This window comes from Hungatella hominis (assembly GCF_014288005.1).
GTDB classification, from domain to species: domain Bacteria; phylum Bacillota; class Clostridia; order Lachnospirales; family Lachnospiraceae; genus Hungatella; species Hungatella effluvii.
This window is the reverse complement of the sequence record NZ_JACOPB010000001.1, coordinates 1-13,857: the sequence shown is the minus strand read 5'-3', so window position 1 is coordinate 13,857 and position 13,857 is coordinate 1. Positions and strand designations below refer to the sequence as shown.

The following is a 13,857-nucleotide window of genomic DNA, read 5'->3' as shown; positions in this document are numbered from 1 at the left end:
TCAGGAACAGCCATAATCCAATGTTTTTTCCTGGATTAACCGATCCGCACCGCAGTCTCCACCGCCTGCCTTACCGCTTCCAGCGCCTGTGCGGGCTGCTGCGCGTCTCCGATCAGAACCGCCTCCGGATAAGCCTCTTTCAGTTCCTCATAAAGACCTCTGACCGGGCGTGCCCCGCAGGCATAGATGATATGGGTAAAGCCGCTTAAAACTTCCTGTGTGCCGCGCCTTTCCACTGTCACCTCTCCGCCGTTTACGGATACCAGCTTTGTGCCTGTCATCATGGTAATCTCCGGCCGGTTCAGCCGTATCATGGCCGGCACTCTGTTGTTCACCACCATTCCCGCGCCGATCTCATCTGCCATCTCGATCATGGTAATATGACAGAATCCGCGCTTCTGATGCATCAGGTACTCACAGACCTCACAGCCAACCATACCGCCGCCGACTACCAGGACATTTCCGCCTGGGATGGCTGTCTCTCCTCTCAATACCTTCCATGCGGTTATCGCCTGCTCCGGATCGATTCCCGGTACTGGCGGGAGCATCTCTCCCGCTCCGGTAGCGATAACCAGCGTATCAGGAGAAAGACGGTCAATAACGTCCCTGTCCGCGGCCGTGTTCCGCCGTACGTCTACAGACAGCCGTTCCAGTTCATGCTCCAGATAGACAATCCATTTGCTCAGTTCCTGCTTATGGGGCGGAATACAGGCAAGCCGCATCTGGCCTCCCAGTTCATTTTCCCGCTCCAGGAGAACGACTTTGTGGCCGCGCACCGCACAGGCCCTGGCACAGGCCATGCCGCCGATTCCGCCGCCCACGATCACCACACGTTCCGGCCTTTCCGTTTTCGTAAGCTCCAGCTCTTTCTCCCTGCCTGCCGCCGGATTGATCACGCAGGAGGCCGGATGACGTTTCGTCTGTTCTCCCACACATCCAATGGCGCAGGCCGCGCACGGTGCGATTCCGTCGTAATCTCCGGCTTCCATCTTCTTTACGAAGTCGGGATCCGCAATCAGGACGCGGCCCAGCACGACGCCATCCACCTTGCCCGAATCGACCAGATATTCCGCATATCGCGGCTCGCCTATTTTCCCGACCACAAGTACCGGCACTGCCGCCGCCTGCTTCAGCGCTTCCGCCTCCGGAACGTTGACGCCCTGCACCTCCCCGTGGCACGGAATAATCTTATTGCATCGCTCATACTGGGTACCGCCGCTGATTTCAAATGCATCCACGCCGTGACGTTCCAGGATCGGAACGAGGTACTTCATATCTTCCAGCGTATTGCCCTGTTCGTCCCGTTCACTTCCCGACATGCGAAGAATAATCGGGAAATCGGGGCCGCAGGACTCCCGAATCGCATCCAGGACTTCACACAGCAGGCGTGCCCGATTGTCGAGACTGCCGCCGTAACGGTCCGTCCGTTTGTTCCTCATAGGTGATAAAAATGATCCCAGCAGCATATACGCGTGGGCACAGTGCAGCTCGATTCCGTCAAAGCCGGCGCGCTTGGCATCGTATGCGCCTTTTGCGTATTTCTGTATGATCCCTGGAATTTCCTCCAGAGTGACAGCCCTGGTCTTCTGAGCCATAGAATTTAAGTACACGCTGCTGGCCATGGGCGGAATGCCGCGGAACGCGCTGACACTCTCCGGTCCCGGGTGGGTGATCTGCGGGATCACCCTGGCGCCGCACTCGTGGATTTTGTCCGTGAAACGGCGGTAGGACGCAATACTCTCTTCATTTCTGAAACACAGCGTGTTGCCCAGATACGGCACATCGGGATCTACCGAGAGCGCATCGGTGATGATACAGCCCACGCCGCCTCTCGCCCTTGCCAGCCAGTATTCCTGCATGGTCTCATTGACCGTTCCGTCCGGGCTCTCATATCCCAGGGACATGGGCGCCATGAAAACGCCGTTTTTTACGGTCATGGAACCGATCTTTAACGCTTCTAATAATCTGGATTTCATTAATAATTCCTCCTCCTTCCCCTATACCAGCCTTGCAGTATCAAATCCTTCCGCAATCGCATCAATCGCACGCCTTGCCCGCTTCGCATCTCCGATAACAAAGAAATCCGCCCCAGCCTTCTCACTGGCTTCTTTCAGCGCACTGCTGTCTCTCGAAGCAGACCCCACAGCCAGAACCACGCTGTCACAGGCCACGGTCTCCTTCCCTTCCGGTGTCTCAACCACCACACCGGTCTCATTGATTTCGAGACATCGGGCACTTGTGATGATCCCGACCGACTCACCAACCAGCTTCTGCATCACGGCGATTTTCCGTAGCATTCCCAGATCTTCTCCCGCCGTATCCTTCATTTCCAGCACCTTCACCGGATGCCCGGCCGCCGCCAGCGCATCCGCGGCCTCGAGACCGACCAGCCCGCCTCCGATCACACAGACGCTGCCCTCCGGCTCCACTTCATGCTCCAGCACGGCGTGGGCCTGACAGACCATTTTCTTCCCGCTTCCCGGAAGCTTCAGCTCGATCGGCGCGGAGCCTACGGCCGCGATCACCGCGTCCGGTTTCTCCTCCGTGATAATCTCCGGTGTAAGCGGCGTATGGAAGCGCACCTCCGCACCCGACCGCTCCACCAGCCGTCCAAAGGAAATGGCTGCCTGTTTCATCTCTTCCTTGCCCGGAGCCTGGCCCGCCGTGATAAACTGGCCGCCCAGACGGTCTCCCGCCTCAAAGATCACCGGATGATGGCCCCTCATGAGCAGCACCCTGGCCGCCTCCAGGCCGGCCATTCCGCCGCCTGCGATATAGACCTGTTTCGGAGTCTCCGCCTTTGTAAGCTTCCACTCCTCCTCGTGACCCAGACACGGATTTCTCAGACATGTGATAAACGGTCTGTTCCTTAAATCACAGAATCCGTCGTAGCAGCCCTGGTTGCAGCCGACACAGTGGATGATGTCCTCTGTCCTGCCCTCCCTCGCCTTATTGCAGAACTCCGGATCAGCCAGCTGGGCTCTTCCCATGACGACCATATCGGCCTTATCCTCTTCGAGGATGGCTTCCGCCTGCTCCGCGGTGTTGATTCTTCCCACGGCGATCGTCGCCATCTTCGTCTCTCTTCTGATCCGTGCGGCGTTCTCCACATTAAAGCCTCTCGGAATATCGATGGGCGGAACCTCATAAACGGATCCGGCCGTGATGATATTTCCCCTGGATACATCCAGTACATCTACTCCATTTTCCCCGGCTATGCGGCAGAATTCGATGATTTCTTCGATAGTAAGCCCGCCCGGCAGATAATCATCGTGAGCATCAATACGCATGAACAGCGGCATTTCCTCCGGTATGGCATTCCGAATCGCCCGGATACATTCAAGCGGGAATCTCGACCGGTTCTCAAAGCTTCCTCCGTACTCATCCGTCCTGTGATTTAATCCTCCGCTTAAGAAGGAATGTGGCAGATAATTGTGCGCGCAGTGGAATTCCAGACAGTCGTATCCAGCCTCGACACAGCGCGCCGCGGCCTTTCCGTAACACTCCACAATCTCCTGTATCCTGTCTGTTGTAATAGCCTTAAGCTTCTTACCCGCAAACTCCATATCATTAACCACCAGCATTTCTACCCTGGGGTCAAACGTCGTGGCGATAGAGCCCTGCCACAGCTGAATCGCCGCCTTTCCGCCGTTCTGGTGGATGGCATCCGTCAGCTTCTTATGCCCCCCGATCAGGCTGTCGTCACTGATGGATACAAAGTGTGCGGGAGCGCTGGGCGTATGTACCGCGGCCACCTCCACGATGTTTAAGCCGCAGCCGCCGGCCGCTCTGGCCGCGTGATAGGCCACAAGCCTCGGAGTGATCTCCCCCTTTTCCCCCGCCATACGGGTTCCCATTGCAGGCAGGACCACCCTGTTTTTCAGCTCCAGACCCCTGATTTGAATCGGAGAAAATAATCTGTCATACATAGAAAAAACCTCCTTCGCATATTGAACATGATACTTTCATTATAGCAAAGAAGGGCTTCTCCTTATATTCACATTATGAAGTTTTATTATCATTTTTTGTCAGGCTTTTCTCTCATCACTTCCCGGTACTCCTCCGGCGTCTGGTTCATCCACCGTTTAAAATGCCGCTGAAAGGTAGACTGTGAGTTAAAGCCGCACAGAGAGGCAATTTCCAGAACCGTCCTGTCCCCTGTCCGCAGAAATGAGCAGGCATAGGAGATGCGGACCTGGGCCAGCAGCTCTTCAAAGGGATTTCCAAAGACCTGCTTAAAGATCTGCTTCACCGTATACGGCTTCATACAGAACTTCTCACATAAATCCTCCAGCCGTATATCCTCGGAAAAATGGATATGGATATACTGAAGAAACTGCATTGCCGAACCGGCGCCGCTTCCCGGAACCATGGTTCCGATATACTCCGTCTGATACTCCCGCGGAGTCACCCCGCAGTACTGTTTGAACACCTTGTAAAATGCCGCGGCAGAAGAGAAATTCAGCTGATCGCCGATATACTCCATGGACAATTCCGGAAAATGCAGCAGCGCGCAGGCATTGATCACCTTTCCAAACTGCTTGAGCTGGAAAAATGTGAATCCGCAGGCTTCCTTGATCCTCCGGTTCATCGTCTCAGGGCTTATCCCCTCCTCAGTCATGTCCTCCAGCGTGATATCCTCTCCCGTTGCCAGAATCACTTTCTCGATGATGCTCCATACCGTCCGTTCCTTTCGGGACGCCTTACCGATTTCCTCATAGGCATACCGGCAGTAATATGCGTGCAGCTCGAGCGTCTTGTACTCGATCATGTTAAGCCGCTCAAATCGCGCTTCCTTTGCCTCACGAAGAAGGCTGCGCACCAGCGCCTCCACCTCTTCCTTCTCTTCCCCGGAAAGTCTCACCATGGGCTTCGTATCGTACACCAGCCTGGCATTGGCGTGCTTCGGGTGCTTCTCCCAGCTCATATACATAAAAAGCCCGATGTGGAACCGGATCACCGCCACATCGAGCTTTTCCTCCACCGCTTCCACATGGTGGAAGTGGTGGGAATACATGCAGAACAGACTGCCCGGCACCGCGTCGTAGGCATATCCGTTTACCGATATGGCGCCCTTTCCGGACAACACATACAATATCTCCACACGCTCGTGGAGATACGGATCGGTGGGCCCGTCGATGATTCTGCGCTCGATCCCGATCTCCTTCTCCACATAGTTGTCGTAATGGTTGATCCCCGTGTACCAGTCGTTCTGCTGCTTCATAATTTTTATAATCTCACCTTATACGATTCTTCTGACCGATAAAATCGTCCTGTATGTAGCCGTACCTACCTTGATACCAGTCGTAGGCGTACTGGCGTGAACAATCTGTCCGTTTCCGATATAGATCGCGACATGGCCGGCGTAGCAGATTAAATCACCGGGCTGTGCCTCCGAATAAGAGACCTCACGTCCCGCGGAACGCTGCTCCGAAGAGCTTCTCGGCAGTGAGTAGCCGAAATGCTTGTATACCTGCTGCACAAAACCGGAACAGTCGGCTCCGTTCGTTAAGCTTGTCCCTCCGTAAACGTAGGGATTACCCACAAACTGAAGACCATAATCCGCCACCGCGCGGCCCTGTGCCGATCCGCCGCTGCTCTTTACCGCAGCCGGGCCGGTGTATTTGTCGTTGGCCGATGTCTTCTTCGAAGTAGTCGTAGCCGAACTCTTTTTCTTTGCTGCTTCCGCTTCCGCTTTCTTTCTTGCTTCCTCGGCCTCCCTCTTCTTTCTGGCCTCTTCCTCTTTTGCCTTCTGAATCTCCTGGTTCTTCTTCTCTACGGTCTTGGCATAGGCCGCCGCGTCATTCTTTGCCTGGGCTAACTGGGAGTCAAAATTGCTGACTTCCTTCTTCTTTTTGGCAATCGTCGTCTCCAACTGGGATTTCTGGCCCTGAAGCTCCAGCTCCATTACCTCCATCTCGGCCTTGTCATTCTCCAGCTGCGCCTTGTTGTCAGCCACCTGCTGCTTTGTCTCTTGATACGTATCCAGCATCTTCCGGTCATAGGAATAGATACTCTCCACATACTCCGCTTTGTTTAACAGGTCCGCCATACTCTTTACCTGAAGAAAGATATCAAGGTACTCCGTATCGCCCTTCTCATACATATACTGAATTCGCTTTTTCATAGCAGCATACTGCTTTTCTTCTTCTTTTTTAGCAGCCTCGTAATCGATTTCCGCCTGCTTGATGTCGGCTTCCTTGTTGGTGATATCCGTCTCGAGGAACTGAATATCGGTAAGAAGCGCCGTTAAATCCGAGGTCAGCTTTGACACCTGGGCGTTGGCGGCGTTCTTGTTGGCTTCTGCCGCTTCCGCCTTCTTCTTGGCGTCATCCAGCTTCTGCTGAGCCTCTTTCTTCTCTTTTTCCGCCTTGGATGTGGCCCACGCGGGAACTGTCTGTGTACATAGCATACTTCCGATTAACAGGCTGCAGCCGAGTCTCCTCAGCCACTTCCGAAAATGATTGCTTCTTAACTGTATTTTTATATTCATCGCTGGTCCTTCGCCCTATTTTCATCTGGAATTTTTATGTAGAAATACTCTATCTCTTATGTTAACCGAAACCATAGGTAAAATTCAACCCTTTTTTATATTTTTTATGATTTTTTTATTTTCTGCCCCTCCCGCATGGTTTTCAATTCCTCCAGCACTCTCACCACAATAAAGGTCGCCAGCGCAAAGGTAAAGACATCGGCCACCGGCTGGGCCAGCTGTACGCCCAGAATGCCGCAGATGTTCGGCAGAATGAGGAGCGAGGGAATGAGGAACAGGCCCTGGCGTCCCATGGCTACCAGCGAAGCGCGGAACCCGTATCCGATGGACTGGGTCAGCATGTTGACCATGATCACCCACGCCTGAAGCGGCAGCGTCAGGATCTGCAGCCGCAGCGCCAGCGTACCGATCCGGATCACCTCTAAATCTTCCCGGCGGAATGCGGTAATGATCGGACGGCTGATCACAAATGCGATGATGCCGAAACAGGTCAGCATCGTAATCGCCACCTTTACGCAGAACCAGAACGCCTCCAGCACACGGTCGTACCGCTTTGCCCCGAAATTAAAACCGCATACCGGCTGGAAGCCCTGGCCGAAGCCGATCAGCGCCGAGTTAATAAACATCATAAACCTGGAGACAATCGACATGGCCGCAATAGCGGAATCGCCGAATGGTCCGGCCGCAAAGTTCAGGATCACCGTCGCCACGCTGGCCAGTCCCTGGCGGCAGAAGGAGGGAAGCCCTGCGTGCAGAATCTCTCCGTACATTTTCCCGGTAGGCGTAAATTTGGATAGCCTCATCCGAATGCTTCCTTCTCTGAAATTACACTGGTAAAACAGGATTACGAAGCTGATCATCTGACTCATCATCGTCGCAATGGCCGCTCCTGCAATCCCCATATCAAAACCGAAGATAAGAATAGGATCGAGAATCATATTCAGGACACCGCCCGTGGTAATACCGATCATGGAATACATGGCATTTCCCTGGGCGCGCAGAATATTGTTCATGACAAAGGAAGACATCATGAAGGGGGCTGCGATCAGAATATATTTGCCATAGTCCATGGCGTATGGAGCGATGGTTTCCGTAGCCCCTAAAAGAAATACGAGCGGCCGCAGGCAGATGAGCCCGAAAACCGAGATCAGGGCACCGATGATCAGGGCCGTAAAAAAGGCGGTCGCTGCCGATTTTTCCGCTTCCCCGCCGTTTCTGTCTCCCAGCGAACGTGAGATGTAATTCCCGCTCCCCATTCCCAGCGTAAAGCCGATAGCCTGTATCATGGCCATGGCGGAGAACATGACGCCCACCGCGCCGGATGCGCTGGTTCCGATCTGGCTGACGAAAAAGGTATCCGCCATATTATAGATAGCGGTCACCAGCATGCTGATAATCGTTGGAACCGCCAGCCGCGGAATCAGTGTGGAAACCGGCGTTTCGATCATCTGTACAAAACGTTCTTCCTGTGTCATCGGTTTCTTCATTTGCAAACTCCCCCTTCTAAACTTACCATGACGCCTGCGCGCCATCCTCCGGAAGCTTCCCGGATACATACAGAAAACAGATAAAGAACAGGATTCCCTTGATCACGCTGGATATCGTATATGCCCACCAGATACCGTCAAGCGCCAGCGGCGTGCTGCTTAAAATCATGGCGAGCGGTATTCTTGCCGAGGTAAACACAACGCTTATAACGGAACAGAGCAGTGTCTTTCCGAGACCGGACAGCGCGCCGACCGTCGTCAGCTCCACACACATGAACATTTGTGAGAAACCGAGGACGACGAGATAGCTGATGCCCAGGGGAATAATATCTGCCTCATGGATAAACAGTCCGAAGATCTGCCTCGGAAATCCGATCAGCACGCCCGAACAGAAAAGCCCCCATACGAACATGACGCCGATAGCCGTCATATAGCCTTTCTTCACCCGTCGGTACTGGCGTCCTCCGTAGTTCTGGCCGATAAAAGAATTGATGGCCGCCGCAAACCCATCCGCCGTCATCCAGGAGATGGATTCGATCTGGCTTCCCACTCTCTGCACCGCCACGGCCGCGTCGCCGAAGCCTGCCACAAATCTGGTCAGAACCATGGAAATGCTGGTATAGATCAGATTCTGGACCGCAGCCGGAAGGCCGATGCGGACCATCACCCGGAAATAATCCCTGGGGATCCGTTCCAGGAAACGGACCTTATCGAACACCAGTCTGTCCTTTTTCACTACCACGAGAAATACAATCGTTACAATCATCTGGGCCGTGACCGTGGCCACCGCCGCACCGGCGACACCCATTACGGGAAACGGTCCGACACCGAATATTAAAACCGGATCGAGTATCATATTCATGATAAGCCCGATAACATTGGCGATAAACGGTGTTTTGCTGTCCCCCATCGCCGTCAGTATTCCGGTAATTATCGCATTTAAAAAGGAAAACAAGATCAGGCCGCAGGTAATCTTCAAATACACCTGGGCATTGTGAATAATGGCGCCGTCACTCAAGCCGAAAAATCCGATGAGCGGACGGGCTCCAAACACCGTAACAGCGGCAAATACCAGGGCAAACAGAACGCCCATCTGGATCGCTCCCGCCGCATACTTGGCGGCCTCCTCCGGTCTCCCGCTGCCGAGAGAATGGGCCACCTTCACCTGGCCTCCCATCTTGGCCAGCGCCACAACTCCCTGGGAAAGCCATGTATACATGCTGGCCGCGCCCACTGCCGCCACTGCGGGAGACCCCACCAGGCCGATCCACGCCATATCCGTCAGGCTGTATGCCGTCTGGACCAGCGCCGTCGCCATAATCGGCAGGGCCAGTCCCGTCAGAGACGTAAAAATATGGCCATGCAGCAAATCTATCTTCTTACTCATATACACCTCAAACAAAACGATATATCATCAGGAAGGGCTGCCTTGCTGGCAGCCCCTCTGCATCCTGTTATGATACTATCTGAATAATACTGTCTGTTATAATACTTCTTATGCTTCTTCCTGTCCGGATAAGTATTCGTGGATTCCTCTCGCTCCGGCGCGTCCCGCCTCCATGGCGAGAATTACTGTGGCAGCGCCCGTAACGGCGTCGCCGCCTGCGTATACGCCTTCCTTTGTAGTCTTACCGTTTGACTCTTCCGCTACGATACATTTTCTGCGGTTAGTTTCGAGACCCTTGGTAGTGGCGGAGATCAGCGGGTTCGGTGAAGTTCCGAGAGACATGATGACCGTGTCCACTTCGATGACAAATTCGGAACCTTCAATGGCAACCGGTCTTCTTCTGCCGGAAGCATCCGGTTCCCCCAGTTCCATCTTGATACACTTCATACCATTCACCCATCCGTTGTCATCGGTGAGAATCTCAATCGGATTTGTCAGGAGATTAAAGATGATTCCCTCTTCCTTCGCGTGGTGTACTTCCTCCGCTCTGGCCGGAAGTTCTGCCTCGCTTCTTCTGTATACAATATGTACATCTGCGCCGAGACGAAGAGCCGTTCTCGCAGCATCCATCGCCACGTTTCCGCCGCCGACAACCGCTACCTTCTTACCTGCAACGATCGGCGTATCGTAATCATCACGGAACGCTTTCATTAAATTGCTTCTCGTTAAATACTCATTAGCTGAGAATACGCCGTTGGCGTTCTCACCAGGGATTCCCATGAACATCGGAAGTCCGGCGCCGGAACCGATGAATACGGCCTCGAAGCCTTCTTCATCCAGAAGCTCGTCGATGGTCACCGATTTGCCGATGATGACGTCTGTCTCGATCTTAACGCCTAACTTTCTCACGTTATCGATCTCCGGCTGTACGACGCCTTCCTTCGGGAGACGGAATTCCGGAATACCGTATGTCAGTACGCCGCCCGGCTCGTGGAGGGCTTCAAAAATCGTCACCTCATATCCCATCTTCGCCAAATCGCCTGCACATGTCACGCCGGAGGGGCCGGAACCGATCACGGCTACCTTCCTGCCGTTGGTCTTTTCCGGAGCCGCCGGAACGAAGCCATTCTCTCTGGACCAGTCTGCAACGAAACGCTCCAGCTTACCGATGGAGATCGGCTCGCCCTTGATTCCGCGGATACACTGGCCTTCACACTGGCTCTCCTGCGGGCACACACGGCCGCAGACCGCCGGAAGTGCGGAGGATTTTGCTATTACCTTTGCGGCTTCCTCGTAGTTGCCTTCCTGAACCTCTTTGATAAAGCCCGGAATGTCGATGGAAACGGGACATCCGCCCACGCACTTCGGATTCTTGCACTTTAAACAGCGGCTGGCTTCCGCTCTCGCCTCTTCTTCATTATATCCAAGACAAACCTCTTCGAAATTTGTCGCTCTGACCTTCGGATCCTGCTCTCTGACAGGCACTTTCTTCATCATATCCATTACTCGTCACCTCCACAATGGCCGCATCCGCCATGATGGGTTGCACCCTCATGAAGTCTTAACAGCGCACGGCCTTCTTCCGTCTTATACATCTGCTGTCTCTTCATCGCCTCGTCGAAATTCACGAGATGGCCGTCAAATTCAGGTCCATCTACGCAGGCGAACTTCACTTCTCCGCCCACGGATACACGGCAGGCACCGCACATGCCTGTTCCATCCACCATGACCGGATTTAAGCTTACGATTGTCGGAATACCCAGTTCCTTTGTCATCAGGCAGGTGAATTTCATCATGATCATCGGTCCGATGGCTACGCAGACATCGTACTTCTTGCCCTGGTTTACAACCAGATCCTTGATCACTTCTGTAACCATGCCTTTTCTCTCATAGGAACCATCGTCTGTGGTGACGTACAAATTGCCGGCTACCGTCCGCATCTCGTCTTCCAGAATCAGTAAATCCTTTGTTTTGGAACCCATAATGACATCAACGGAAACGCCGTGTTCTTTTAACCATTTTACCTGTGGATATACCGGAGCAGTTCCAACGCCGCCGGCTACGAATAAATACTTTCTGTTTTTCACTTCTTCCAAGTTGTCATGAACGAACTCCGACGGATTACCCAGAGGTCCCACGACATCGATGAAGGAATCTCCCGTCTTTAAACCAGCCATTCTCTCTGTGCTGGCTCCGACGATCTGGAACACGATGGTAACGGTTCCCTTTTCTCTATCATAGTCACAGATTGTGAGAGGAATACGCTCTCCCCTCTCGTCCATCCTGACAATTACAAATTCTCCCGGCTGGCAGGCTTTAGCAATCCTGGACGCTTCTACGTCCATCAGATAGATCTTGTCAGCTAATTTCTCTGCTTTTAAAATCTTATACATCTTCATCCTCCTAATTCTTTTGGTGAATTATACCTGTACGCCTTTCCTGATAGCCTTCCCCAACAATCAGGAGAAATGGTACTCTTATCATCTTACCATCTAATTTCCAACCTGACAATATGAATTCTTAAAAATAAAGGATAAACTTACTGCTGTTCCTGCGGCCTGGTTTGGCTCATTTCTTCTGATACATCCGGAAACTGTAACACAAATTAAAGTAGGTATGCTCATCACTCTCAGCGGTAAGGCTCCACTCCCCGGACTTGTCTAAGTCGGGAAAATGGGTATCGGCACTGTATTCGTAGTCGATAAAGGTTGCGTGGACGGTGTCACAGTAAGGCAGGAATTGTTCATAGATACTGCTGCCTCCGATGATGAATACGGAGGCCTTGGGGTACTGCTTCAAAAATTCAAAAGTCTCTTCCAGAGAGTGGCAGACGACCGCGCCTTTTACCTGGTAATTCCGGTCTTTTGACAGAATCACGTTGATTCGGCCGTACAGCGGCTGCTTTCCCGGAAGGGTCTCAAAGGTTTTCCGTCCCATCACGATGATTCCCCCCTGAGTCTCCTCCCGCAAAAGGCGCTGGCCCTCCGGGATGGAGACCAGGAGTTGGTCCTGGTTTCCGATCGCCCAGTTTTTGTCAACGGTTACTAATATGTTCATGATAACCTCTTTTCCTGTTTTTTCCGCGAAGCGGATCATGCTTCTTCGTCTTCTTCCGCCGCTATCAGCTCCTTTGCATAAGGAAGCGTCATGACCCAGTCGCAGAAGGTGTGCCACTCGGCAAGCTTGTGGTTTCTTCTCGCAAAGTACATATTAATTAAGGATTCATAATTCATGGTACACGTCCTCATCTGGTTGTAGCTGGACGGGAGCAGCTGGATCATATCGTACCAGTCGTCCTTGCTCTTCGTCTCCAGATAGCGGTTCCGCACCTTCTCTAAATACTCCACCATCTGATTCATGAATTCCAGGGTCTCCGGAGTCATGTGGTCGTGGCTGAAATCATCTATGGAAAATGGTTTGCTGTGAATCTTGTGCATCGTGCTGGTAGAGTTTGCCACGGTGGAAACTTTATAGGTATCGTACTCCTTCCACCAGTACAGCGGTGCAGTGATATCCACGGATACGAAAATCTGCCGGATGTATTTGCGGTGGTCACTGCCTGCATTTCTTAACCGTCTGGCCAGGCTCATATCATTGGGTCCCAGCACAAAATTACCGTCTTCGTCGTAGCCACTGTCCATACGCCCCCAGCTGTTCATGGGATTTCTCGCGCCCCGGATGGCATTTTCAAAATTCATTACGCTTGTTCTCTCGCAGTTTAACATTCTTTTGTTCTCCGTCCTGGTCTGATTTTATCGATTCGGGCAATTCCTGTTTTTGTAAGTACAGAAAGCAAAATGCAGCCCCTCGTACTCTTTCTCTTCCCCTGTTTCCGTCTCTTCCCAGCCTTCCTGACTGTCTAGATTCACAAACCAGGTGTCAGCACCGAAATCCCGTTTCATCCTGGTCACATACGCGGTATCACAATATGGAAGAAACTGCTCATAGACGCTCTGACCTCCAATAATATAGACATCGTCGCTGTCATACTCCTTCAGCTGATTTAAGGCGTCAGCCACACTGCGGCAGACAATGAGTCCCTCGCCGTTCATGGTATCGTCCGATGTCAAAACGATGTTAATCCTGTTTTTCAATGGCTTCGCATCCGGAAAGCTCTGCAGCGTTTTTCTGCCCATAACGACCACTTTCCCTTTTGTAACCGTTCTGAAAAATTTCATATCTTCGGGGAGATGGGTCAATAATTTTCCGTCTTTCCCGATCCCCCACGCTTCGTCTACCGCAACAATCGCTTTCATGTAGTATCCTCCTGTCCTGTTTCTAAACATCATTATATACAAATATTTCTTTTTTGCAAATTATTTTCGATGGTTCGTAAATCTCATTTTCCAATTGGCGTCCGTCTAAGCCAGAACAAGCTGTCTACGGCTGTCCCCATTGTGGTAAACTTAAATCTGTACCTTTTTCCTGCAAAAGCCGTTTCTGTCCATCTTGTGGTAACATGTATAATCAGAAACGGGCTTTTCGTATGT

11 protein-coding genes and 1 pseudogene are annotated in these 13,857 nt (G+C 52.5%); 1 reads left to right on the top strand and 11 read right to left on the bottom strand.

Annotation, left to right across the window (positions count from 1 at the left end):
- Positions 1 to 35 precede the first annotated feature (35 nt).
- From H8S75_RS00060 to H8S75_RS00010, 11 genes are all read right to left on the bottom strand, one after another.
- Positions 36 to 1,976 carry an FAD-dependent oxidoreductase gene (locus H8S75_RS00060; RefSeq protein WP_187018339.1) on the bottom strand — a complete coding sequence of 647 codons (1,941 nt, stop codon included), beginning with the start codon at positions 1,974 to 1,976 and terminating at the stop codon, positions 36 to 38.
- Between the two features lie 21 nt (positions 1,977 to 1,997).
- Positions 1,998 to 3,929 (bottom strand): bile acid Fe-S flavoenzyme BaiCD, encoded by a 1,932-nt coding sequence (baiCD, locus tag H8S75_RS00055; protein ID WP_187018336.1) that lies wholly within the window; start codon positions 3,927 to 3,929, stop codon positions 1,998 to 2,000.
- 89 nt (positions 3,930 to 4,018) lie between these two features.
- Positions 4,019 to 5,224: a helix-turn-helix transcriptional regulator gene (locus H8S75_RS00050; RefSeq protein ID WP_187018334.1), complete on the bottom strand. Its 1,206-nt coding sequence runs from the start codon at positions 5,222 to 5,224 to the stop codon at positions 4,019 to 4,021.
- 18 nt (positions 5,225 to 5,242) lie between these two features.
- A complete protein-coding gene (locus H8S75_RS00045) occupies positions 5,243 to 6,493 on the bottom strand; it encodes a C40 family peptidase (protein WP_002602839.1) in 1,251 nt (416 codons plus the stop codon).
- Positions 6,494 to 6,597: 104 nt separating this feature from the next.
- Entirely contained in the window at positions 6,598 to 7,980 is a 1,383-nt protein-coding gene (locus H8S75_RS00040; protein WP_187018332.1) for an MATE family efflux transporter, read from the bottom strand.
- Between the two features lie 22 nt (positions 7,981 to 8,002).
- Positions 8,003 to 9,367 carry an MATE family efflux transporter gene (locus H8S75_RS00035; RefSeq protein WP_187018330.1) on the bottom strand — a complete coding sequence of 455 codons (1,365 nt, stop codon included), beginning with the start codon at positions 9,365 to 9,367 and terminating at the stop codon, positions 8,003 to 8,005.
- A gap of 108 nt (positions 9,368 to 9,475) precedes the next feature.
- Positions 9,476 to 10,870, bottom strand: coding sequence for an NADPH-dependent glutamate synthase (gltA, locus tag H8S75_RS00030; protein ID WP_187018328.1), 1,395 nt, complete (start codon positions 10,868 to 10,870; stop codon positions 9,476 to 9,478).
- Complete coding sequence (locus H8S75_RS00025) at positions 10,870 to 11,760, bottom strand: sulfide/dihydroorotate dehydrogenase-like FAD/NAD-binding protein (RefSeq protein ID WP_187018326.1); 891 nt, start codon at positions 11,758 to 11,760, stop codon at positions 10,870 to 10,872. The genes gltA and H8S75_RS00025 overlap by 1 nt, the downstream gene beginning before the upstream one ends.
- Positions 11,761 to 11,935: 175 nt before the next feature.
- Positions 11,936 to 12,424 carry a dihydrofolate reductase gene (locus H8S75_RS00020; protein ID WP_187018324.1) on the bottom strand — a complete coding sequence of 163 codons (489 nt, stop codon included), beginning with the start codon at positions 12,422 to 12,424 and terminating at the stop codon, positions 11,936 to 11,938.
- Between the two features lie 35 nt (positions 12,425 to 12,459).
- Positions 12,460 to 13,092: a hypothetical protein gene (locus H8S75_RS00015; RefSeq protein WP_187018322.1), complete on the bottom strand. Its 633-nt coding sequence runs from the start codon at positions 13,090 to 13,092 to the stop codon at positions 12,460 to 12,462.
- A 27-nt stretch (positions 13,093 to 13,119) separates the two neighbouring features.
- Positions 13,120 to 13,623, bottom strand: a complete 504-nt coding sequence (locus H8S75_RS00010) for a dihydrofolate reductase (protein WP_187018320.1) — start codon at positions 13,621 to 13,623, stop codon at positions 13,120 to 13,122.
- A gap of 119 nt (positions 13,624 to 13,742) precedes the next feature.
- Here H8S75_RS00010 and H8S75_RS33530 point away from each other — a divergent pair.
- Positions 13,743 to 13,857: pseudogene (locus H8S75_RS33530) on the top strand (transposase zinc-binding domain-containing protein); the annotation flags it as partial.